This window comes from Salinispora fenicalii (assembly GCF_000514815.1).
In the GTDB taxonomy this organism is placed as follows: domain Bacteria; phylum Actinomycetota; class Actinomycetes; order Mycobacteriales; family Micromonosporaceae; genus Micromonospora; species Micromonospora fenicalii.
Genome location: NZ_AZWQ01000028.1, coordinates 1 through 23658, shown reverse-complemented (window position 1 = coordinate 23658; position 23658 = coordinate 1). Strand labels below are relative to the sequence as shown.

General features: G+C 68.2%; 17 protein-coding genes, 1 tRNA gene and 1 pseudogene. 11 read left to right on the top strand and 8 right to left on the bottom strand.

The genetic code is table 11. The features are described from left to right. Positions 1 to 45 precede the first annotated feature (45 nt). The 6 genes from tmk to B116_RS0115440 all read left to right on the top strand — a co-directional run bounded on the left by tmk (position 46) and on the right by B116_RS0115440 (position 5877). Positions 46 to 2163, top strand: coding sequence for a dTMP kinase (gene tmk / locus B116_RS0115465; RefSeq protein ID WP_018720737.1), 2118 nt, complete (start codon positions 46 to 48; stop codon positions 2161 to 2163). Next, positions 2163 to 3518 carry a DNA polymerase III subunit delta' gene (locus B116_RS0115460; protein ID WP_027660602.1) on the top strand — a complete coding sequence of 452 codons (1356 nt, stop codon included), beginning with the start codon at positions 2163 to 2165 and terminating at the stop codon, positions 3516 to 3518. Before tmk ends, B116_RS0115460 begins: the two co-directional genes overlap by 1 nt. 131 nt (positions 3519 to 3649) lie before the next feature. Continuing rightward, entirely contained in the window at positions 3650 to 3979 is a 330-nt protein-coding gene (locus B116_RS0115455) for a YbaB/EbfC family nucleoid-associated protein (protein WP_018720735.1), read from the top strand. Further along, on the top strand, positions 3980 to 4285 hold the full coding sequence (locus B116_RS0115450) for a hypothetical protein (RefSeq protein ID WP_027660601.1): 306 nt from the start codon (positions 3980 to 3982) through the stop codon (positions 4283 to 4285). It begins immediately after the preceding gene. Next, positions 4285 to 4980, top strand: a complete 696-nt coding sequence (locus B116_RS0115445; protein WP_027660600.1) for a hypothetical protein — start codon at positions 4285 to 4287, stop codon at positions 4978 to 4980. Before B116_RS0115450 ends, B116_RS0115445 begins: the two co-directional genes overlap by 1 nt. Before the next feature lie 63 nt (positions 4981 to 5043). Next, a complete protein-coding gene (locus tag B116_RS0115440) occupies positions 5044 to 5877 on the top strand; it encodes a PSP1 domain-containing protein (RefSeq protein WP_027660599.1) in 834 nt (277 codons plus the stop codon). Positions 5878 to 6031: 154 nt separating this feature from the next. Here B116_RS0115440 and B116_RS0115435 read toward each other — a convergent pair whose 3' ends face one another. Next, positions 6032 to 7876 (bottom strand): metallophosphoesterase family protein, encoded by a 1845-nt coding sequence (locus B116_RS0115435; protein ID WP_027660598.1) that lies wholly within the window; start codon positions 7874 to 7876, stop codon positions 6032 to 6034. A 161-nt stretch (positions 7877 to 8037) separates the two neighbouring features. Between B116_RS0115435 and B116_RS0115430 the strand changes: the two genes are divergently transcribed. Together B116_RS0115430 and B116_RS0115425 are read left to right on the top strand one after the other, a co-directional pair. Then, positions 8038 to 8111 (top strand) — tRNA-Thr (locus B116_RS0115430). A 742-nt stretch (positions 8112 to 8853) separates the two neighbouring features. Next, a complete protein-coding gene (locus B116_RS0115425) occupies positions 8854 to 10563 on the top strand; it encodes an RCC1 domain-containing protein (protein ID WP_027660597.1) in 1710 nt (569 codons plus the stop codon). A 119-nt stretch (positions 10564 to 10682) separates the two neighbouring features. Here B116_RS0115425 and B116_RS25170 read toward each other — a convergent pair. From B116_RS25170 to B116_RS0115385, 6 genes and pseudogenes are all read right to left on the bottom strand, one after another. After that, a pseudogene (locus B116_RS25170) lies at positions 10683 to 11193 on the bottom strand (hypothetical protein). A 391-nt stretch (positions 11194 to 11584) separates the two neighbouring features. Then, positions 11585 to 13264 (bottom strand): RCC1 domain-containing protein, encoded by a 1680-nt coding sequence (locus tag B116_RS0115410; RefSeq protein ID WP_027660596.1) that lies wholly within the window; start codon positions 13262 to 13264, stop codon positions 11585 to 11587. 496 nt (positions 13265 to 13760) lie between these two features. Continuing rightward, the gene (locus tag B116_RS0115400; protein WP_027660595.1) at positions 13761 to 15119 is read right to left on the bottom strand and encodes a hypothetical protein; all 1359 of its coding nucleotides are present in this window, start codon (positions 15117 to 15119) and stop codon (positions 13761 to 13763) included. Between the two features lie 268 nt (positions 15120 to 15387). Next, positions 15388 to 16740: a hypothetical protein gene (locus B116_RS0115395; RefSeq protein WP_027660594.1), complete on the bottom strand. Its 1353-nt coding sequence runs from the start codon at positions 16738 to 16740 to the stop codon at positions 15388 to 15390. Between the two features lie 39 nt (positions 16741 to 16779). Then, complete coding sequence (locus tag B116_RS0115390) at positions 16780 to 18081, bottom strand: right-handed parallel beta-helix repeat-containing protein (protein WP_033667650.1); 1302 nt, start codon at positions 18079 to 18081, stop codon at positions 16780 to 16782. A 521-nt stretch (positions 18082 to 18602) separates the two neighbouring features. After that, a complete protein-coding gene (locus B116_RS0115385) occupies positions 18603 to 19019 on the bottom strand; it encodes a DUF1801 domain-containing protein (RefSeq protein ID WP_027660592.1) in 417 nt (138 codons plus the stop codon). Between the two features lie 507 nt (positions 19020 to 19526). Here B116_RS0115385 and B116_RS0115380 point away from each other — a divergent pair. From B116_RS0115380 to B116_RS0115370, 3 genes are all read left to right on the top strand, one after another. Beyond that, complete coding sequence (locus B116_RS0115380) at positions 19527 to 20645, top strand: glycosyltransferase 87 family protein (protein WP_027660591.1); 1119 nt, start codon at positions 19527 to 19529, stop codon at positions 20643 to 20645. 135 nt (positions 20646 to 20780) lie between these two features. Further along, positions 20781 to 22094: a right-handed parallel beta-helix repeat-containing protein gene (locus B116_RS0115375; protein ID WP_082312821.1), complete on the top strand. Its 1314-nt coding sequence runs from the start codon at positions 20781 to 20783 to the stop codon at positions 22092 to 22094. A 56-nt stretch (positions 22095 to 22150) separates the two neighbouring features. Continuing rightward, positions 22151 to 22651: a hypothetical protein gene (locus B116_RS0115370; protein WP_018724512.1), complete on the top strand. Its 501-nt coding sequence runs from the start codon at positions 22151 to 22153 to the stop codon at positions 22649 to 22651. Positions 22652 to 22657: 6 nt separating this feature from the next. Here the strand turns inward: B116_RS0115370 and B116_RS0115365 are convergent, their stop codons facing one another. Then, a complete protein-coding gene (locus B116_RS0115365; protein WP_027660589.1) occupies positions 22658 to 23212 on the bottom strand; it encodes a GNAT family N-acetyltransferase in 555 nt (184 codons plus the stop codon). Between the last annotated feature and the right edge of the window lie 446 nt (positions 23213 to 23658).

Here is a 23658-nt window from a genome sequence, read left to right as displayed (position 1 = left end):
ATCCGTTCGGTCCTGCGCATCCGCCCCTTCCGGCGGCTCTGGATCGTGCTCGGTGCCGCCTCGTTCGGTGACTGGTTCGGCCTGCTCGCCACCTCCGTCTTCGCCGCCTCTCAGGTAGAGGGAAGCACCGCCAAGGGCGCGGCGTTCGGCACGGTCATCGCGATCCGGCTGCTGCCGGCGCTGGTCCTCGGCCCGGTCGCCGGCGTCTTCGCCGACCGGTTCGACCGCCGCTGGACGATGGTCATCTGCGACCTGCTGCGGTTCCTGCTCTTCGCCTCGATTCCGCTGGTCGCCGTCCTGGGCGCGAGCGGCGCGGTGGTGGTCGGGTGGGCCACGATCGCCACGTTCCTGATCGAGTCGATCACCCTGCTCTGGATTCCGGCCAAGGAGGCCGCGGTCCCGAACCTGATCCCGCGGGCCCGGCTCGAAGCGGCCAACCAGCTCACGCTGATCACCACGTACGGCCTCACCCCGGTCGTCGCGGCGATCGTCCTCGCCGCACTGGACGGCGTGGTCCGGGCCGCCACCGGTGGTACCGCCCCGGACTGGGCCGAGCCGGCCCAGCTCGCGCTCTGGTTCAACGCGCTCTCCCGGCTCGCCACCGCCGTGGTGGTCGCGTACGGCATCCGGGAGATCAGCCAGGGCCCCGCTGCCGAGCGGGACCAGACCGAGCAGAGCATGCTGCGCCAGTTCAAGGACGGCTGGCGGTTCATCGGCCAGACCCCGCTGGTCCGGGGTCTGGTGCTGGGCATCTTCGGCGCTTTCGCCGGCGGTGGCATCGTGATCGGCACGGCCCGCTTCTTCGCCAACTCGCTCGGTGCCGGTGACGCCGCCTTCTACCTGTTGTTCGGGGCCATCTTCATCGGCCTGTCGATCGGCATCGGGCTCGGCCCGATGATCGTCAAGGAGATGTCCCGGCGGCGCTGGTTCGGCATGAGCATCGTGCTCGCCAGCGCCGCGGTGATGACCCTGGCCTTCGCCATCCACCTCTCCATGGCGATGGTGGGTGCGGTCCTGGTCGGCGCGGGCGCTGGCATGGCCTTCCTCGCCGGCACCACGCTGCTCGGTGGCGAGATCGCCGACGAGGTGCGGGGGCGGGTCTTCGCGGTGGTGCAGATCGGTACCCGGCTGGTGCTGATCCTGGCCATCGCGCTGAGTAGCCTGCTCGCCGGGGTTGGTGGCTCCCGCCGCTTCGAAATCGCCAATCTGGGGATCTCGATCTCGTCTACCCGGCTGCTGCTGCTCGCCGCGGGGTTGGCGGGCATCTTCGCTGGAGTCAGTGCGTTCGGGCAGATGGACGACAAGAAGGGCGTTCCCGTCCTGGCCGACCTGTGGGGTTCGATGCGCGGGCGACCGCTGACGCCGGCCGAGCCGTTCGCCTCCGCTGGGCTGTTCGTGGTCTTCGAGGGGGGCGAGGGAGCCGGCAAGTCCACCCAGCTCGCCCTGCTCGCCGCGCAACTGCGGGACCAGGGGCGGGATGTGGTGGTCACCCGCGAGCCCGGCGCCACCGGGGTCGGCGAGCGAATCCGGTCCCTGCTGCTCGGCCAGCCGGGTTCCGAGGTGCCCTCCCCCCGCGCCGAGGCGCTGCTCTACGCCGCCGACCGGGCCCATCACGTGGCCACCGTGGTGCGGCCGGCGCTGCTCCGGGGCGCCGTCGTAGCGAGCGACCGCTACATCGACTCATCCCTGGCCTACCAGGGCGCGGGGCGGACGCTCCCCGTTGACGAGGTCTCGTGGCTCTCCTCCTGGGCGACCGGTGGGCTCAAGCCCGACCTGGTGGTGCTCCTGGACATTGATCCGCATGCCGGGCTATCCCGGGTGGCTGCCCGGAGCGGGCCCCCCGACCACCTGGAGGCCGAGTCGGTCAGCTTCCACGAACGGGTCCGGTACGCGTTCCTCGACCTTGCCGCCGCCGATCCGAAGCGCTACCTGGTGCTGGATGCCGCCCGGCCAACCGACGAGATCGGTGACGAGGTGGCTCGGCGGGTCACCGAACTGCTCGGCGCCCAGGCCGGCGGACCGAACCCGCCGGCGGTGAGTGGGCCAGCGGCGAACGCACCCACGGTGAGTAGGCAGAACCCGCCGGCGGGGAGCGGGCCGGACGCCGCGGTCCACTCCGAGTTATCCGACCCGAAGCTGGTGACGATGGAGCGTCGGACCTGATGTCAGGCGTCTTCGCCGACCTGGTCGGCCAGGGCGAGGCGGTGGACGTGCTGCGGCGGGCCGCCGCAGACGCCGCCGCCGTGCTCCGTGCCGGGCGGCCCGATCTGGCGGCTCAGACCGACTCGGCTGACCCGCCTCCCACCTCTGGTGGCGACGCGGCTCCGATCTCCGGTGGCGATCCGGATCCGGCCCCTGGTGGCGACTCGGCTCCCGCCGCCGGGAGCGACCCGGGGCAGGCCGGTGCGGCCGAGCCGGCGGAGCGTGAACCGGGGGCGGGGATGACGCACGCCTGGATCTTCACCGGGCCGCCCGGGTCGGGTCGGTCGGTCGCCGCGCGAGCCTTCGCCGCCGCTCTCCAGTGCGAGGATGGCAGTGGCTGCGGCACCTGCGCCGGCTGCCACACCACGATGGCCGGCACCCACGCCGATGTCCGGCTGGTGGTACCAGAGGGGCTCTCCATCGGCGTCAACGAGATGCGCGCCCTGGTGCTCCGCGCCGCCAGTACCCCCTCCGGCGGGCGGTGGCAGGTGGTGGTCATCGAGGACGCGGACCGGCTTACCGAGGCCGCCGGCAACGCCCTGTTGAAGGCGGTGGAGGAGCCGCCCCCGCGAACGGTCTTCCTGCTCTGCGCGCCGTCCATCCACCCCGACGACATCTCGGTGACCATCCGGTCGCGCTGCCGGGTCGTACCCCTGCGGCAGCCCGCGCCGGCGGCGGTCGCCGAGGTGCTCGTTCGGCGGGATGGCGTCGAGCCCGACGTGGCGGACTGGGCGGCCGCCGCGGCCCAGGGGCACGTCGGGCGGGCCCGGCGGCTGGCCCGGGACCCACAGGCGCGTACCCGCCGGGAGGCGGTGCTCGCGGTACCCCGTCAGCTCACCGGGGTGGGTGCGGCGATCGATGCCGCCGCCGCACTGATCGGAGCCGCCGAGGCGGAGGCCGCGGCGTTGGTGGCAGACACCGACGCCGCCGAACGGGCCGCGTTGGAGACGGCTCTCGGCGCGGGCGGCACCGGCCGGCGAGCGGCCAGCGCGTTTCGGGGCGCCGCTGGTCAGGTCAAGGAGCTGGAGCGGCGGCAGAAGTCCCGGGCCACTCGGGCGCAGCGGGATGCCCTGGACCGGGCGCTGGTGGACCTCGCCGGCTTCTACCGCGACGCACTCACGATGGCGCTGGACGCTCCGGTCGAACCGGTACACACCGACACTGCCGCGGTCGCTGAGGCGGGGGCGCGCAAGTGGGATGCCGACGGCGCGCTGCGTCGCCTGGAGGCGGTCCTGGCCTGCCGGGCCGCGATCGAGGCGAACGTCAAGCCCCGGATCGCCGTCGAGGCGATGATGCTCGCCCTCTGGAAGGGCTGACCAGACGGCCTCTTGCCCTGCCGGCGGGACTGTTCCACAGCATCGACACATTCCACTTCGGTGCGGTACGGTCCGGTGTGCCATGGTGACGCGGGGGCGACGCTGAGTTATGCCAGTGCGGGAGGACGCCGATGCCGCCGGGGGAGATCGACGAGGCCTGGATTGAGGAGGCGGTGCGGCGCTACCGCCGGATCGAGTCCCTACAGGCCGAGTTCGACCAGGCGGTGAGGACGGTTGAGGTCACGGTTCGCTCGCCGGACGGGCTGGTCGAGGTGGTGGTCACCGCGGCGGGGCGGATCACCGACGTGCGGTTCCTCGGCACGTTGCAGAACCGCCAACCCCGTGACGTCGCCGGGTCCGTGCAGGCAGCGGTGGCCGCCGCAGCCGATGCCGCGCAGTGGGCGCGGGAAAAGCTGCACAACGAGACCTTCACCGCCTACCGTCCGCTCACGGGGGCTTGAATGGAGGCGTTGCGCTCCCTCGCCGTTCGGCTGGAGGCGGCGAGCGATACCCTGGCCAACCTCTCCCAGGCTGCGCTGGCCACTGATCCGCCGGCAGTCGCCTTCGGCGGCGATGCGGCGGGGCGTCCCGGCGAGCTCGGCCGGGCCCTGCACCGGCAGTGGACGGCCGCCACCGGTGACCGTGCCCGCGAGGCCCGCCTGGCTGCCCAGCGGCTGGCCGCCGTGGCAGCCGCTGTCCGGTCCGCCGCCGACAACTATGTCGAGGCCGACCAGGACGCTCGTTGGCAGTTCCTGGGGGAGACATGATGGACCCACTGGACAGACTCGCCGAGCCCGGCCTTGACTTGCTGCGTCGGGTCGACACCTTGCTCGCCACCGGCGCCCCGGAGGGGCACCGGGTCTGGCCGCTGCTGCGCCGCATGCAGGTGCTTCCCGGTGCGGCGGTCCAGAGCTTCCTGGAGCTACCCGCCGTGGCCTTCGCCGATGCCGGTCGGTCGGTGCGTCAGCTGGTCCGGGGCTATGACGAGGTCTCCGCCGCGCTCACCGAACCGGTGCGCTGGTCCGGCACCGCCGCGACCGCCTTCGGGGAGTACCGGGCGGCGCTGCTGAGCCACCTCGACGAGGGGCCGGAGAGCCTGGTGGGGCGGTTGGAGTCAACTGCCGGCTACGCCGACGCCCTCGCCGACTGGATCGAGGGCAGCCGGCGTACGCTCGCCCGGACCCTGGCCGGAGTGTTGGGCTCGGCCGAGGCGGTGGCGGTGGTCGCCGCGACGTCGGCGTCCCTCACGGCCTCGCAGTCCCCCGCGGTTTCGGTGCCGTACCTCGCGGCGGAGGTCGAGGCGGCCGAGATCGCCGCGCGGGTGCTGGCGGTGCTCTCCGCTGCCTACGACGGGGTGGAGACACTGCTGCGGCAGTGGGGGCCCAGCCTGGCCGAATCCCCCTGGCGGGCACCGGTTATCCCAACGCCCCGGTACGACACCCCGACCCACGTCGGTTGGTGAGCACCGTGCACTGGCCGAGAGCAGCGGCCCAGGACGGGCCCGACAGCGACGTAGGGTGAGGGTATGGGCATGCTCTGCGCGGTCAGCTTCAACCGGTACGGGCGCCTCTACTACCTCGATCCGGGCGAGTTTCGGCCTCAGGTCGGCGACAAGGTGCTGGTCCCCACCGACGAGGGGCCGGAGGTGGCCGAGTGCGTCTGGGCCGCCCAGTGGACCTCCGACGACACCGAGGGATTCCCCCGCCTGGCCGGGCTGGCCCAGGCGGAAGATCTGCGCCGTGACGAGCTGCTGCGCCGGCGCAGAGCCGAGGCGAAGGTCGCGGCGAAACGCCTGATCCGGGAGCACGACCTGCCGATGAAGGTGGTCGCCGTGGACCACGTGCGCGGTGCGACGGAGGGCGGCGAGCGAAGCACGATCTACTTCACCGCCCCGCACCGGGTGGACTTCCGGGCGCTGGTCCGGGACCTCGGCGCGACCCTGCACTGCCGGGTCGAGCTGCGTCAGCTCTCCGCCCGCGACTCGGCCCGGGTGCAGGGCGGCATCGGCTCCTGCGGGCGGGACCTGTGCTGCGCCACCTTCCTCACCGACTTCGAGCCGGTGACCATCCGGATGGCCAAGGACCAGGATCTGCCCCTCAACCCGCTGCGCATCTCCGGCGCGTGCGGCCGACTGATGTGCTGCCTCAAGTTTGAGCATCCGCTGTACTCCGACAGCGGTGCCTACCCCGCCTCGGGTCAGCGAGTCGAGACACCAGCGGGCACAGCGAAGGTCGTGTCCCGCCATCCCCCGAGCGAGACGGTCACCGTCCGGCAGATTGCCGACGGATCCACCCGACGATGCGCGCTCTCCGACGTCTGCGGATCGCGCCAGGCGTACGAGGCGCGCGACCACGGCTGAGCGCGACCGCGGCTGAGCGCTACCGCGGCGCGGCTACCGCGGCTGAGCGCTACCGCGGCGCGGCTACCGCGGCTGAGCGCTACCGCGGCGCGACTACGACCGCGGCTGGAACCGGCTGCGACTACGGCTGCCTCCGTGAGCGGCGGCCGGTGGCTCAGTGCAGGACCACCGGGGGCTCGGCCAGGCGGGGCTTCAGCGGGGTATGCGGGACCAGCCATGACGATTCGGCGGAGTGGTCGGGGTTGATTAGCCAGTGACGGCTCACCCGATCCACCCCGATCGGGTAGATCGTCAGCGTCCCGTCCGGGGTGATGCGCATGCGGATAAAGCCCTTCGAGTCCTCGATCCCCTGCCCGGCGAAGAGCTCATTGCCGTTGACCCCGAAGGCGCTCGCCACCAGGAGGTACGCCGCCACCAGCTGGCTGGCCGCCAGCCCGCCCACCGAGCCGAAGAAGATGGCCGCGGTGATCACCGACAACGGCCACGGCCAGTCGTGGAACGGCAGCGCCAACCATAGCCAGGTGCCGGCGGCCGCCAATCCCAGGTGGGCCAGGCCGTGCCCCAGGCCGAGCAGCCAGTGCCGGAGCCGTCGTTGCATGGCACCGGGCGCCTCGGCGAAAAGGACCGTCGCGGTCAGGGTCACCAGCAGCATCGCCACCAACGGAACGCTGAACAGTCGTAGCTGGGTGTCGTTGTGGGTTGTGCATACGCCGACCATCGACAGGATCAGCAGCGTGTAGAAGGCGCCGAGCAGCGTGGCGAAGCCCCGGTTGCGCCACGGCAGCCGCGGGAAGATGCCCCAGGCGTACCGTCGGGACTGCGCCGCCTCCGGGTAGCATCCCGCCAGTTCGTAGGAGTGCGGGGCGCTCGCCCGCCGCGCCAGCGTCTCCTTCGGCGGGACCTCGATGCGCTGGGGCAACAGGTGCGTCGGATAGAGGTACGCGCCGCCGCCACCACAGGTGATCAGCTGACGGTCCGGCCCCACGTAACGGGCGTAGTGGTGGTGATCGCCGGAGATGAGCAGGCGTACCTGGGCCCCGGTCGGCGCGACGATGGTGCGAATGAAGTAGTCGATCGAGTCGTACGCCGAGGGGTCTTTCGTGGTGGCCTTGACCCAGGTCGGCATCGGGACGGCCAGGATCACCCGGCTCTGCGGCCCCAGCCGCTCCGCCACCGAGTCGAAGTAGCTGAGCTGCGGGTCGTCCAGGTATGAGCCAGACTGCTCATCCAGGCCGAACAACCACCAGTCCGCCGGCAACTCCACCGCGAAGTACGACCGGGACTGCGCGGTGTTCCAGCCGCCGAAGTGTCGATCCCGGGACCGGACGAAGAGGCGCAGGAACGCGGTGAGGCCGTCGTACCAGTCGTGGTTGCCCGGGATCGCGAAGAGCGTGGGCTGTTCGGGTGGGGTGACCGGCAACGCCGCTTGGTAAGGGCCCTTGCACCGGTCCTCATATGTGTCGAAGGCCGCCGACGGGTAGACCTGATCACCCCCCATCACTAGTACCTGCGCCCGGGGCAGTCGGTGCCCGTCCACCGTCAGCTCCCGCTGGGCCAGCAGGTACGCCACCGAGTATGTGGCGTCGAAGCCATCACCAAGGTCGGCGACGTAGTCCAGCCAGAGCCCACCGTCCGGCCCGACTTGCCGGGTCACCGTCGCGTCGAAGGTGTGCTGTAGTTCCCGTTTGTCCAGGTAGGCGCCGAACAGCAGTGCGAGCAGCGTCCGGAGACCGGTCCGAATCAGCAGGAGCGGCGCCAGCCACGGCACCGGTTTGCGTGGGGTGAAGCCCAGCTCGAGCGGGTCGGTGCTGCGTGGGCGGTGCGCCGGTTCGCCGCCGGCCGCCTCGCTGGCGTGCGGGCCACTCGGCGGTGGCGCGGGCGCCGGGACCGGACCAGCGGCCCGCCGGCCCGGGCCCGTCTCGCCCTGGTCACCGTTGCCGTCCGACCCGTGCGGAGGGGGATGCTGGTCGGGGAAGCCAGCAGCATGGTCGTCCGTCATCTGCGCAGCGTAGTGTGGTCGGGTCGGCAGCGCTGTCTGGAGAACGTCGGTTTCGGTGGTCCGGATCGGGAAGGTGCCGCTCTCGGCCGCGCGGTCGTGCGGTCGCGGTGGGGGATCCCGATCGGTGGATCCGGCCGGGTGGCGTACACTTGCTGATCGTTGCCGCCTTAGCTCAGTCGGCTAGAGCGACGCACTCGTAATGCGTAGGTCGACGGTTCGATTCCGTCAGGCGGCTCGGGACAACGAAGGGCCCGTGACCAGGCAAAAGGCCAAGGTCACGGGCCCTTTGTCTTGATCAGTGCCAAGATCAAGGGTGTACATCAGGGTGCATCACCCTTGGGGAACAAGGTTTGGCCGATACGCTTCGTAGCGTCCCTGGCCATCGCGGACGCCATGTGCGAGTACCCGCGAGTGACGCGGATATCGGAGTGCCCCAAGATCTCTTGGACGACCTCCAAGGCGACACCCTGTCACGCAGCTGGGCCGGACTCGTCGCGGAGTGCGATCAACAGGTTTGTTGCGGTGCGTGACGCCCGTCATGCGGGCGTCTCGTACGTCAGTCGTTGCCAGTAAGTCCTTCCAGTCGTCGTAGTCATGGCCTGGGTCCCTCGTCAGAGCGGCCGAGGCCCGCTGGCCGTGGCTGGGTGTCCTGCTCGGCACGCCGGCCGCACCGAAGTACGAGCAGCCGGCCGTCCGACAGCGGTGACAGCACCGAACCAGCAACACCCGTTGGTGGTGGTGGCGCCTCGGGAGCGCCATCACCAAGAGACGTTCGTAAATTCGATCTTCCCGACCGGATGGGAATCGCCTGACACGGCCTGCTGGACAACCCCCTCGGCCGCCGTTTCTTTATCCGTGTCGCCCGCCGGAGTTAGCTGGATGTCAACTTCAGGGCGTTTCTCCGCATTTATGCGGGATGAGTGGTTGACACTAGCGTCTGTCCTATTGGCGGTTTTGCCTGCTCGGAGGTAGGAACGATGGAGAGACTCTGCCAGCGGCCAGGCCGTAGCGCCGGCGTGGGCCGGGTCGGCCGGGCGATCTCCGGCTGGTGCATTCTGGTGTTGGCGGTGACCGTCATGCAGGGGGCCGCTGTCTGGCCTGCGGTCGCGCAACCCGGCTCAGCCACACCGTCCGGTGTCGCCTCGGACACCATTCTGGCCTGGGGGGCAAACAACGTCGGCCAACTCGGCGATGGAAGCACCAGCGACCGCAACGCACCCGTGGCCGTGAGCCTACCCCCGGACACCACGGTCACCGCCGTCGCCGGCGGCGACAGCCACAGCTTGGCGTTGACCTCCGCCGGCGCGGTCCTCGCCTGGGGGGAAAACAACTTCGGCCAACTGGGCAACGGAAACAACAACAACAGCTCCGTCCCCATCACCGTGGCGCTGCCCCCGGGCACCACGGTTGTCGCCATCGCCGCTAGCCACGGGCACAGCCTGGCGTTGACCTCCGCCGGCGCCGTCCTCGCCTGGGGGGCAAACAACGTCGGCCAACTGGGCAACGGAAACACTTTCAACAGCAACACACCTGTGACCGTGAACCTGCCCCCAGGCACCACAGTCGCCACCATCGCCGCCGGCACCAACCACAGTCTGGCGATCACCTCCACCGGCACCGCCCTCGCCTGGGGCGGCAACGGCAACGGCCAGTTGGGCAACAATTCGACGGCCACCAGCCTCGAACCCATCGCCGTGACGCTACCCCCGAGCACCACAATCACTGCCATCGCCGCCGGCAGCTCCTACAGTCTGGCGATCACCTCCACGGGCACCGCCCTCGCCTGGGGCGGCAACAGCAACGGCCAGTTGGGCACCGGAAACAACGCCGACAGCCTCATACCCATCGCCGTGGCGCTCCCCCCGGGCACCACCACGATCACCTCCATCGCCGCCGGCTTCACCCACAGCCTGGCGGTCACCTCCACCGGCACCGCCCTCGCCTGGGGCGGCAACAGTAGGGGCCAATTGGGCATTGGAACCACCACTAACAGCGACACACCCGTGATCGTGAACCTGCCCCCGGACACCACAATCACCACCAACGACGGCGGCTTCTTCCATAGCCTGGGATCGACGTCTACCGGCGCTGCTCTCGCCTGGGGCAGCAATTTTTCCGGCCAGTTGGGCACCGGAAACAACACCAACAGTCTCGACCCCATCGCCGTGGCCCTACCCTCGGACACCAAAATCACCACCATCGCCGCCGGCGGCGGGCACAGTCTGGCCCTGGTCGCACCACCAACATCCACCACCCTGCAGGTCACCCCACCAAACCCGACCGTGGGTCAGGACGTCGCTCTCACCGCCGCCGTTACCTGCAACGTCGACACGCCCACCGGAACAATCACCTTCCGCAGCAACAGCACCGCCCTCGCCACCGTGCCCCTGACCGCCAGCAGCACCGCCACCCACGTCACGACACTGCCCGGCGGCACCCACACCCTGACCGCCGGCTACATCAGCACCAACACCTGCCCCAACAGCCAGTCCACACCCGTCAGCGTCACCATCAACCCACCGCCCGACGAGCCCGACCTACCCATCCCACCGCCCGACGAGCCCGACCTGCCCATCACCGGCCCCAACACGACCGCCGGCATCGGCGCTGCCGCCCTGTCCATCCTGGCCGGCGTCATCCTCATCTACGCCACACGCCGACGCCAACCATCACACCAGCCCGAATAGAAACAAAGCCCCGCCCTCCTCCCGATCGGGGAGAGCGGGGTCGCCTTTGTTACACGGTGGGCTGTCCTGAACCGGGGCAGGTGCCATCGCCTGATGCGGTGGGCAGGAGCTACCTGGGCCTACACCGACGCGGGCTCCGCATGCGGAGCATTGAGACGATGCCATGACTGGACTCCCTGGGGGATCTGGTAGTCCGGATACGGGTCGGTCTCGGGCTCGGACGTGCCCCCCGGATGCCGCGGTAGCTCGGAGGCAGATCACCGACCCGTCACGGCCGCGATGCGGATCGCGGCGGCGACCCGAACCTCTACGCTGGGCTGTTGGCACAGCTCCCATGAGGTGAACACCTCGGGCCGGGCGACATCCAGGAGTTGCTGGGCGAGCACGAGGATTCGAGCGGCGCGCTGCATCGGCGGCAGCGGCTCGGTGGGCAGCCGGCGTGGCGTCACGGGGTGGTACGCCCGCCCACAGCATGGCGGCGGTTCCGGACTGGTGTTTGACCTTGATCCCCGCGGGCGTCTGTCCGCCGGGCTGGGTATCGGCGCCGTAGCGCGACACCGACACGATGTCGGGGTGCTCGGCTGCCCGGAGGATGGCAGTCATCACGTCCAGGGCTTGGGATACCTGCACGGGCGCTCTTCTGATCTATCCGGGGATCCTGGCTGCTCACGGGCCGAGCCAGTCTACCGACGGGGTGGGCGGAGCGCGGCTCCAGCGCATCGCGGTCAGGGCGTGGCGTCGACGTCGTGATCCGTCCTGGCTGGGGCCGCAGCCTGGATCGGTTGCAGGCTTCACGTCGCCTCCAGAGATAGGGGTGGGCGTGGATGGCCACCATCGGCGGCGGTTCGCCCGCTGCCAACGGAGTCAGCAGCGGACGGCTGTCGAAGATGACCGTCGGCTGATTGTGCAGTGGGGAGTAGGCGCCGGCCCGCGCCGCGTACCGGGTGGCGGGACCGACCGCGTCCAGCCGTACTGGTTGGCGGGCGGGAGGGTGGTGGTGTGGGCTGGTGGTGCCTTGTATCTAGGTGGCTCGGTGCGGTGGGCGTCGGCGTGCGGTGTAGCTGAGGATGACGCCGGCCAGGATGGACAGGGCGGCGGTGCCGGTGGTGGTGGTGAGGTTGGGGCCGGTGATGGGTAGGTCGGGCTCGTTGGGTTCGTCGGATGGTGGGGTGATGGTGATGGTGGTGGGTGGGGATTGGCTGTTGGGGCAGGTGTTGGTGCTGGTGTAGTGGGCGGTGAGGGTGTGGGTGCCGGGTGGGAGTGTGGTGGTGTGGGTGGCGGTGCTGCTGGCGGTCAGGGGCACGGTGGCGAGGGCGGTGCTGTTGCTGCGGAAGGTGATTGTTCCGGTGGCGGTGCCGACGTTGCAGGTGACGGTGGCGGTGAGGGCGATGTCCTGATCTGGTCTCGGGTTTGCTGGTGTGAACTGCAGTGCGGTGGTGGATGTCGGTGGTGCCACCAGGGCCATGCTGTGGTCGTCGCCGTTGTCGATTGCGGTGATGGTGGTTCCTGCGGGCAGGTTGACGTTGACGGGGATGCTGCTGTCGGTGTTGGTGCCGTCTCCCAACTCGCCGGAGGAGTTGTTGCCCCAGGCGAGGACGGTGCCGATGGAGGTTAACGCCAAACTGTGGGAACCGTCGTGGGCAGTGATTGCGGTGATGGTGGTTCCTGCGGGCAGGTTGACGTTGACGGGGATGCTGCTGTCGGTGTTGGTGCCGTTGCCTAGCTGGCCGGAGGAGTTGTTGCCCCAGGCGAGGACGGTGCCGGCGGAGGTTAACGCCAGGCTGTGGCGGCCGCCGCCGGTGATGGCGGTGGCTGTGGTTCCTGCGGGCAGGTTGACGTTGACGGGTGTGGAGCTGTCGGTGTTGGTGCCGTTGCCTAGCTGGCCGGAGGAGTTGTTGCCCCAGGCGAGGACGGTGCCGGCGGAGGTTAACGCCAGGCTGTGGCGGCCGCCGCCGGTGATGGCGGTGGCTGTGGTTCCTGCGGGCAGGTTGACGTTGACGGGTGTGGAGCTGTCGGTGTTGGTGCCGTTGCCTAGCTGGCCGGAGGAGTTGTTGCCCCAGGCGAGGACGGTGCCGGCGGAGGTCAACGCCAAGCTATGGCCTCGGCCGCCGGCGATGGCGGTGATCGTCGTGCCGGGCGGCAGGCTCACAGGTACGGGTTCGCTTCTGTCGGTGTTGGTCCCGTCTCCCAACTCGCCGGAGAAGTTGCCGCCCCAGGCAAGAACGGTGCCGGCTGAGGACAAGGCCAGAGTGTGGAAGGTGCCAGCGGCGATGGCGGTGACAGTGGTTCCCGGCGGCAGCTTGACGGCCACGGGTGTGGTGCTGTCGGTGTTGGTCCCGTCTCCCAACTCGCCGGAGGAGTTGCTGCCCCAGGCGAGAACGGTGCTGGCGGAGGTCAACGCAAAGCTGTTGGCGTCGCTGCCGGCGACGGCGGTAATCATGGTTCCCGCAGGCAGGTCGACCGCGATTGGTGTGCTGCGTTGGGAGGTGGTCCCGTCACCCAGCTGACCGAAGGAGTTTTCGCCCCAGGTGAGGACGGTGTCCGAGCCGACGGCGGCTGGTGCTGGAGCGTTCTGCGCGGCTACGGGCGACGCGGCGACCGCCGGCGTGACTGTCACCGCCAGCATCAAAATGCACCAGCCGACGAGGACTTGACCCACTCGGCCCGCTCGACGGCCGGCCCAACGGCAGAGTCTCTGCATCGTTTCCACCCCCACGCCGACAAAGACCGCTGTTTGGACAGCATGATTGTCAACCAACGACCTCGCATAGATGTGGAAAAACACCCTTAAGGGAACATATAGTCAACGCTCGCCGGTCAGCGCCCGATACGGGAATCTCCCTCAGGCGACCTTCCGTGCAGCCGGCACGGCCAAGTTGCGAACGCCCTCGGTGGTGGTGCTCCCGACTCACTCCTCGCTGTACAACCAGCCGATGATCACTTTAGATCGCCGGCGGTTGATGACCCCGTTGTCTCGGCAACGGACGAAACCGTCGGTGATGGCCACCCGAGCCAGACCACACCACTGCTCTCGCCAAGGCGGTGCCGGCGAAGTTGGGTGCACAGTCGGGTTGGCGGGTGACCCGCATCGGCCTGTCAAAGTCTCCCCTCGGTCAGTCCAGCGTGACCAGGAGCAGCGGGCCCGTTCCTGCCGAAGTGGTAGGAACGGGCCCAGCTGGGCCGGTGCGATCGGGTCGCTACCCGGCGCACCCGGGAACGTCGACGCAGTTGTTGGGCCGATTTTTGATCACAACGGTGCCGGTGGCCGTGTTCAGCTCCACCACCCCCGCTTGGTTGAAGATCCCCCCACCGTTATTGGCGGCGGTGTTCTTGACCACCTTGGTCGCATAGAGAGTGAGCGTGCCAAAGGTTTGGTTGAAGATGCCCCCACCGTTATTGCCCGCCCGGTTGTTAACGATCTTCGTGCGACGTAGCACGGTCTCACCGACGTTTTCAATTCCGCCGCCGTTACTGTCGGAGGTGTTGTTGGCGATGATGCTGTCGTCGATGACAAGGGGGGTGCCGACATCGACAAACACTCCACCGCCGTCGGCGGTCGCGGTGTTGTAGTCAATTGTGACCTTCCGGAGTGTGTGCTGCCCCGCTGATACGCCGACACCTCCGACTAACCTCGCCGTGTTCTTGGTGATGTGGGTGTCGGTTACGGTGCTGGTGCCGTCGATCAGAAGCAGCCCACCTGTTTCGGCCTGGTTGGCGGCGATCGTGCTTTCGGAGATATCGACGGTGCCGTTCCTGCTTAAAAGTCCACCGCCGAGTGAGGTGGCGGTGTTGTGGGTGATCGCGGACCTCTTTATGTTCAGTAGTCCGGTGTTGTTGATGCCCCCAGCCTGGGCGGCAGCATTGCGGCTTACGGTGGAGTCCTTGATGGTGGTGGTGCCGAGGTTGGAGACGCCGCCGCCGTTGCTGAAGGTGGCGATGTTGCGAACGATTTCACTGTGTTTGGTGGTTAACTCACCGCCCGGGTTGACGAGGATGCCGCCCCCCGAAAAGCCAGGGCGGGATTGACCGCCGGTGATTTTGAGTTTGTTGAGGGTGAGGTCGCCGCCGGTGTTGACGGTGAGGATGCGGAACGGGTCTGCGGCGGCGGCGCGTTCGATGGTGGTGTGTTTGTTGCCGTTGAGGGTGATGGGGGTGGTGATGGTGGGTAGGCCGGTGCCGTCGATGTCGGCGGTGAGGAGGTAGGTGCAGTTCTTGGCGAGGTCGAGCACAGCGCCGCCGCGGGCGTTGGCGAGGGTGATCGCGGCGATGAGGGCGTCGGTGTCGCAGGGCACCGGGGTGCCCTCGGGTGTCTTCTCCTTCCCTTTGTTGTCGTTCTTGCCTTCGTCGTGCTGGCGGTCGGCGGAGGTGGGAGCGGGTCCGACGGCCTCGGCGGCGGGGGTGGCGGTGAGGCCGACGGTGGTGGTGAGGGCTAGGCCGGTCATCCCGACCAGCCCAGCAGACCACCATCGTGACCTGCTCCGGCGGCCTGGGTCTCCCAGCGGGCATAGTCTGGTGCCAGGGTTCTCTGGTTCGGGGTTGTGGTGTGGATTGGTCATCGCGGTGTCGTTGTCCTTCCCCCGTCGTGGGCGAGGTGCCAGCTGAGGCCGGTGTGGCTGTCCTCGGCTACCAGGCAGGCGGTAGCAACCCACGCCCAGTCAAACGGACAAAGAGGTTTGATCAGGCACAAACGTGAGCAAGCCCCCTAAATGGGCTTCGTGTTTCGCCCTTCCCGTGCAGGTCACGCCCGGGGGTGGTGCAGGGCTCCGCCCCCGCTATCCAGGGGTGGATGGCGGGGGCGGAAGCCTCGTGATGCTCGGAGGTGGGTCAGCCCGGGCAGCCAGGAACATCGACGCAGTTGTTCGGCCGGTTCTTGATGACGACCGTGCCGGTGAAGCTGTTCAGAATGACCATGCCGGTGGGGTCGTTGAAGATCCCGCCACCGTCGGTGACGGCGATGTTCTTGACGACGGCGGTGTTGAAGAGCGTGGACGTGCTGTTGAAGAGGTTGAGAAGGCCACCGCCTGTGTCGGCTTGATTGCCTTCTATCGTGGAGTCTCGTAGGACCAGCGGTGCGAAGACATTAATGATTCCTCCGCCACCACCTGCGGTGGTATTATTGCTGATCTTGGTGTCCTCGATCACAGCAGAAGATTCTCCCGCGATGTCCTGAATCACGACGCCGCCGCCCTGGGTAGGAGCGTTATTGTTAGTAATGGTGGCCTCTCGTAGGATCAGCTGCCCGTCAATGAATATGCCACCACCGAGGGCGCTGGCACTGTTGTTAGTGAAGGTGGACCGGGCGATGGTGGTATGGGCGCCACCGGAATCGCCAACTCCCGCCCCGCCAAGTGCGCGGTTTCGGATGAAGGTGCTTTCCCGTACCTCGGTGGTCCCGCCTTGGGTGCTAATTCCACCACCGAAGCCGGTGACGCCGTTGTCGGTGAATTGAACTTCCTCGCCGGTGAGGAGCCCGCTGTTGAAGATGCCGCCACCCGCTGCGGCGGTGTTACGGCTTACGGTGGAGTCCTTGACTGTGGTGGTGCCGAGGTTGGCGATGCCGCCGCCGTTGCTGAAGGTGGCGATGTTGCGGACGAATTCACTGTGTTTGGCGGTTAGCTCACCGCCCGGGTTTACGAGGATGCCACCCCCTGGGGCGCCAGGAGCGGTTTGTCCGCCGGTGATGGTGAGTTTGTTGAGGGTGAGGTCGCCGCCGGTGTTGACGGTGAGGATTCTGAATTGGTCGGTGGCGGCGGCGCGTTCGATGGTGGTGTGTTTGCCGCCGTTGAGGGTGATGGGGGTGGTGATGGCGGGGAGGCCGGCGCCGTCGATGTCGGTGGTGAGTAGGTAGGTGCAGTCTTTGGCGAGGTCGAGTACCGCGCCGCCGCGGGCGTTGGCGAGGGTGATCGCGGCGATCAGGGCGTCGGTGTTGCAGGGGACGGGGGTGCCCTCGGGTGTCTTTCCCTTCTCTTCTTTGTTGTCGTTCTTGCCTTCGTTGTGCTGGCGGTCGGCGGAGGTGGGGGCGGGTCCGACGGCATCGGCGGCGGGGGTGGCGGCGATGCCGACGGTGGTGGTGAGGGCTAGGCCGGTCACTCCGGCGAGTCCGGCAGACCACCATCGTGACTTGGCCCGGCGTGGGCTGGGGTGGACTGGTTCGGGCTTGTGGTGTGGATTGGTCATCGCGGTGTCGCTTTCCTTCCCCCGCTCCGGCATTGTGTTCTATCCGGCGCAGCCGGGAACATTGACGCAGTTGTCCGGTCGATTCTTGATGACGATGGTGCCGGTGGCGGTGTTCAATTCGACCGTCCCGCCCCCCTCGTTGAAGATGCCGCCGCCTTCGGTGATGGCGATGTTCTTGACAACCTTCGTGTCGAAAAGGGTGGCCGATTCGTCGGAGTAGATGCCACCACCCTGGTCGCCGCTCTGATTGCCGGTGACCTTGGTGTTGCGCACTACTATCTCGGCGAGGTTGTAGATGCCGCCGCCGTCGCGATCGGCGGTGTTGTTTGCGACGACGCTTTCCGCAATGACAACGGAGGCGCCCGAGTTTATTGCTAGGCCGCCACCACGGCCACCGGTGGCGGTGTTTCCGGCGAGGGTTACCGAGGTGAGGGTGAGCTGTGTGTCGGTGTTTGCGAGAACGCCGCCAACCTCTAGCGCTGTGTTATCGGTAATTTTAGTATTCGTGACGGTTCCACCGCTCATAAGGAGGCCGCCGACTGAGCCCGCGGCGTGATTGGCGGTGATGCCGCTGTGCTCGATGTGGGCTGTGCCCACGCTGGAGACTCCAGCTCCGACGAATGCGGTGTTGGCGTTTAGGCGGGACTTGTTGACGTCGAGGAGGCCGGCGCTGACGATACCTCCGCCGACTCCGCTAGCGGCGTTCCGTTCGATGGTGGATTGCTTCACGCGGGTGGTGCCGTTGTTGGCGATGGCGCCGCCGTCGTTTTCGGCGATGTTGCGGGTGATAGTGCTGTGGTTGGTGGTGAGGGTGCCACCGGCATCCACGAGGACTGCGCCGCCGTCGCCGTCGTCGGGGGTGTGTCCGCCGGTGATGGTGAGTTTGTTGAGGGTGAGGTTGCCGCCGGTGTTGACGGTGAGGATCCTGAATTGGTCGGTGGCGGCGGCGCGTTCGATGGTGGTGTGTTTGTTGCCGTTGAGGGTGATGGGGGTGGCGATGGCGGGGAGTCCGGCGCCGTCGATGTCGGCGGTGAGGAGGTAGGTGCAGTCTGTGGCGAGGTCGAGGGTGGCGCCGCCGCGGGCGTTGGCGAGGGTGATGGCGGCGATCAGGGCGTCGGCGTCGCAGGGGACGGGGGCGCCCCTGCTGCCCCTATCGGCGTGGTGGCGGTCGGTGGAGGGGAGGTCGTCGGGGACGGGGAGGCTGCGTCCGGCGGCGGGGGTGGCGGCGATGCCGACGGTGGTCAGGGCCAATCCAGTCACCCCCGCCAGCCCAGCAGACCACCATCGTGACCTGGTCCGGCGTACGCCGGATTGGTCTGGCTTTTGGTGTGGATTGATCATTGCGGTGTCGTTGTCCTTCCCTCGTTGTGGGCGAGGTGCAGCTGAGGCCGGTGTGGTGGCTGCCCTCGGTTACCAGGTAGGCGGTAGCAATCAGGCTGAGCTAAACGGACAAAAGTACATGATCTGGTGAGAACGCGAAGGATGTACTCGAATGAGGCTCTAGGGTCGGGTGCTGCCCGCCATCCGCTGCCCGATGCGAAGGAGTCGCGTCCGTCGCCTTGTTCGAAGGCATCGATCACTCTTGACGCTGTCCTGAGTGACCCGGTGATCCCACTTTGGTAAGGGATACCACTGACTTACACCCGATGGGCCAACGGCTGCCGGCGCCTACGGTGGGAACGAACACCGCGAACGGGGTGGTGATGCTGGATCCAGGGATGGGGAAGTGAGGACGAAGCCGCAGTACGTGGCCCCTGCCGTAGCTGCGGTGGTGCTGGCGGCGGTCGCCGCCCCGAACCCGGCTCAACGGCCCCGGTATCCCCCAGGGGTTCACTACCAGCCCATGGGCATGTGTAGGACGGTCAGCAACTAGCGCGGTCGATGCCCCTGCGTACCCGGGTGGAGCGGTCAACGAGCTCGCGTAGGACGGCCAGGTCGACGTCGTCGAGGCGTTTCAGGTAGAGGCAGCCCTTACCGGTCTTGTGCGGGCCGAGCCGTGCCAGCGTTGATGCGTGTCGTTCTTCGAAGCCACCGATGAGGTAGACCACGATGTGTTGCTTGCGCGGCGAGAAGCAGGCGAGAGCGCTGTCGCCGGTACGGCCGCTGGCGTATCGGTAGTGGTAGCGACCGAAGCCGATAATGCTCGGCCCCCACATCGCCGGCTCCTCCCCGGTGACCTCGCGCATGAGCGCGATGAGCCGGCGTGCGTCACCCTGCCGGTCTTCGTTCGGCAGGGTGGCGAGAAACTCGTCCACAGGCTGTCCGGTCGGCGCTGTCATTCCCGCATCGTAGGCGCTCCGTCTATCCCGCGCCCGCGTCGAGCACTGCCGGCCCCGAGCGTCAAAAGGCCCGGACCGTCAGAAGGCCCGGACCGTCAGAAGGCCCGGAGCGTGAAAGGTCGGCGCTCAAAAGGCCCGACCGCCACCGCAGCGATCATGTTTGCGCTAGCGGCCGGGTGCCAGGGCCGACGTGGTACGTCCGCCAGGTGTGGGGCGGCGGGGTCGGGACATGCGCCGATTCTCCTGATGCCGCCGCACCAGACGCGTCACTGTCGGGTTTGATCTGTGGCACCGGCATCAAACCCCGGGTTGAGACCGAAGATCGCACTCTGGAGTGACGACCCGATCCCGTGGCCTTCCGAGACTGGCGGTACTCCGATGTGGAAGGCGCAGTGAATGACTGGAACTCCGCTATTCCCGCACCCGCTTCCCGCACCCGTGGTCCGGCGGCGGTCACTCGGGCGGGCCGGACCCGGGCCGTGGCCGCTGCTGTGGGCGGGGTGCGCCGTGGCGGCGTTGCTCCTGGCCGTGGTCACCGACGAGGGGCCGCACCGGGTCTGGGGGCTCTGCGCGGCCATCGGCTACGCCGTGGCCGGGGCTCTGGCCGCCGGTGCCTCGAGGGGGCTGCGCCGGGTTGCGCCGTTCGTCGCGGTGGTGGGTGTGGCCGTCGTACCCATGGTGTGGCTGGTCACGCATCGACAGGGGCAGCTCGAGGTCGATGTTGTGCACCACTCCGGTGCGCTGCTGCTGCACACCGGCAGCCCGTACCTGCCCGAGCCATCCCAGCTTGAGGACTACAACCCGTACCTGCCGGCGATGGCGCTGTTCGGGTTGCCCTACGCCCTGTTCGGTGACGGCCCGTTGACCGATGCCCGCTGGGGCTTCGCCTTGGTCTTCGGTCTCGCCCTGGTGGTGGCCGCCCGGATCACCGTCGGTCACTGCGCTCCCCGGGCCCTCGCCCTCCTGGCCGCATTTCCGTTGTTGGCTCTGCCACTGGCCACCGGGGGGATTGACCTGCCGGTCACGGCGCTGATGTGCCTCGCCCTCGCGACCGCCGCCGCGGGCCGTCCCGCGGCGACCGGGCTGGCCGCCGGTGCGGCAGCCGCGATGAAGTGGACGGCCTGGCCCGTACTGGCGGTGGTGCTGGTCCTGCTCACGGTACGGCGGGGCGGACGGGCCGCGGCGGGCGCGGGCGCCGCGGCCGCTGCGGTCCTCGCTGTCCTGACGGTTCCGAGCTTCCTCGTCTCGCCGGGTGCCTTCGTCGAGCAGGTTCTGCGCTATCCGCTGGGAGCGGGTCAGGTCGCCTCGCCTGCCGGGAGTCCGTTGCCCGGGCACCTTGTCGCCACGCTGCTGCCGGGCGGGCGCCTGATCGCCCTGGTGCTGCTCGCCTCGGCCGCGGTGGCTGTCGCCGTCCTGCTGGTGGGGAGGCCACCGCGGACGCTGCTCGCCGCCGCCGACCGGCTCGCCTTCGCCCTAGCTGTGGCCATCTGCCTGGCGCCTGCCACCCGGTTCGGCTACCTCCTGATGCCGGTGACCATCGCCGCGTGGTTCCGTCTGCATCCCGGCTCTGTGCGGGTGCGCGGCAGCGCCGTTCTCGGACTAGGTGCTTTTGCCCGGATTGAGTAGGTATTTCGTAATTGTGGCTGCTTGGGGTCAATGTCGGTCTAGCGTGCGGGTGGTTGCTACCGCCGGCCTGGTAGCCGAGGAACACCCGCGCCTTCGGGCTCCTCGTCGTTCACGGGGAAGGGCGTCAACACCGCGATGAACCATCAGTGCCACACGACCGGAGTCAGCTCGGAGTATCCCAACGAAGGTCGGGCGAGGTCACGGTGGTGGATTGCCGGGCTGGCCGGAGCGGCCGGCCTGGCACTTACCGCCGCCGTCACCACCGGTATCCCCCTCCTCGGCGTGGACGCTGCCGGACGCGCCGTCGCCGATGGCCAGCTCGGAAAGTCGAAGGGTACGCCGGTGCCCTGTGACACGGATCGGCTGATCGCCGAGATCACCGAAGCTAACGCCCAGGGTGGTGCCGTGCTCGACCTCGCCCCGGACTGCACCTATCTGCTCACCGCTGACCTCGACGGTGCCGGTCTGCCCGCGATCACCACTCCCATCACCCTCAACGGCGGTAAGAACACCACCCTCAAGCGCTCCGCCGCAGCCGAGGAGTTCAGAATCCTCACCGTCGAGGCCAACGGTCGGCTCACCCTGAACCACCTCACCGTTACCGGTGGGAAGATATCCGGCGACACTGACGGCGGCGGGATCCTCATCAACCCAGGTGGCGGTGCCACCATCAAGAAGAGCAAGATCATCGAAAATGTGTCCAGTGAGGGTGACGCCGGCGGGATCGGGAATATCGGCGGCGTTCTCCACATCGAACACTCGGTCGTCAGTAGGAACACCGCCGCCAACATCGGTGGCGGGATCTTCAGTATCGGCGCAATCTTCATCGACAAGTCGCGGTTCGAGGCGAACACCGCACTGACCGGCGGAGCTCTGACCGCCAGTAATCACCTGACCGTTACCCGGAGCGAGCTGGTCGGTCACCAGGCCGCCGAAGGTGGAGCCATCTTCATCCTTGGTGGGACGACCGGCACCATCGCCGACACGCGCTTCGAGAAGAACACGACAACGGGCGCGGGCGGCTCCGCCATCACCGGTGCGCCGGTACAGCTCACGGTGTCCCGGGTCGCCATCGTCAACAACACCGCAACCGGCGGTGGCCAGGGCGCGATCTTTCTGCAAGGTGGGCCCGTGCTCATCGAGGACAGCGTCATCAAGAACAATGTCGGAGTAAACGGTGGCGGCGTTCGCAACTTCGGCACGTTGACGCTACTGCGTACCAAGGTCACCGGTAATCAGGCCACCGAGTCCGGTGGCGGAATCTACAACTCAGCAACCGGCACGCTCACCCTGCTGCGTACGAAGGTGGTCGAGAACGCCGCCGGCACCGACGGCGGCGGCATCTTCAACGAGGTGGGCGGCACGGTCGATCTCTCCACCGCTACCGGCACCACAGTGGCCAAGAACCGACCAAACAATTGCGTGAACGTTCCAACCTGCCTTGACTGATCGGCCGGCCGGCCGGCTGCACTGCCGGCCGGCGAGCGGAGCGCTAGGCTCCGGAGATGACCGACCTACCGCTCGTCGCGGCTTCCTTCGCGGTACCGGATGTGTTCGTTTCCCAGGGGCTGCGGCTCGAGTTGCTTGGGCCACAGCACAACGAGGCCGATCACGCTGCCTGGATGTCGAGCATCGCGCATATCCGGTCAACGCCGGGATTCGACCAGGGCTGGCCGCCAGCGGCCGGGATGACGCTCGCCGAGAACCGCGAGGACCTGGTGGGGCATGCGCAGCGGTCGCGACAGCGGGTGGATTTCGCCTACTCGGTCATCGAGATCGCCACTGGGGACGTGGTCGGCTGCGTGTATTTCGAGCCATCGCCGACGGGGGAGCAGGAGGTGGCGGCCTCGTCCTGGGTGTCCGCCGCGCGAGCGGAGCTGGATGGTCCGCTGACCGAGATCGTGGGGGCGTGGCTGCGAGCGGCGTGGCCGTTCGCGGTCGTCCACTACCGCCGCGGTGAGGTGCCGGTGACGATTCGTCGGAGCTCCGAACAGCCGATGGGGTAGGAGGGGCTACGGCCGGAGGCGCCACTCGTCGCCCAGCAGGGCGTACGTGTAGCCGTCCACCCAGCCCAACTCGGCGTGCCAGGAGTCGCCGACGCCGTGCTGCTCCCGCCGCATGCCGAGCTTTTCGAGGAGTCGGACCGAGGGGAGGTTGTCCGCGTAGCAGCCCGCGGTGATCCGGCGTACGCCCAACCGGTCGAACGAGTAGGCGAGCATCGCGCTGACCGCCTCGGTCGCGTAGCCGTGGCCACCGTAATTCGGGTCGAAGATGTAGCCGATCTCAGCTTCTGTCCCCGGCGGCATGCCGGGCTGCCCCATGCCGTCCCGCACGTAGAGCGAGACGGTTCCGATGACGACGCTGTCGAGGGTCACCGCAACACTGCGGTCGTTGGGGTCTGCTGCGCCGCGTCGCCAGGCCGCCCGGAAGTCGGCACGGTCAACCTCGGTACGCAGCAGCCAGCGGCTGACCTCCGGCAGGTTGCGGTACTCCAGGATGCGGTCGATGTCCTCGTCGCGCACCGGCCGAAGTGCGAGGCGTTCGGTGCGGAGGTTCGTGCTTGCCACAGGGCAGGACAGTAGCGAACGAAGCGTCGCTGAAGCACCCGGAATTAGGTCCCCTTGGCCCAGCATCCCCTCGGTCGCCCGGGAGCCGGGTCATCAGGAAGGTGCCGCGGCGAGGTGGCGCCGGTCGGGTCCGGGCTGTGAGCTGCATCCCCTAATGATCAAGCAAGTGTGACCGTTTTAGTCATTTTCTTCGTGTTCATGTCTTTATAAGTCTTCTGTCGGTTTAGGTTGCGGGTGGCTGCTACCGCCGTCTGGTAGCCGAGGGCGGCCCCCGTGGTGCGGGTGGCGGGTCCTTGTCGCTCACGGGGGAAGGACATCGGGTTCACGATGAGTTATCAGGACCAGGGCCAGTCTCAGGGGCCGGTGCGGCCGGTTGGGGGTCGGGGGAGGTCGCGGTGGCGGTGGTGGGCGGTGGGGTTGGCCGGGGTGACCGGTCTGGCCTTGAC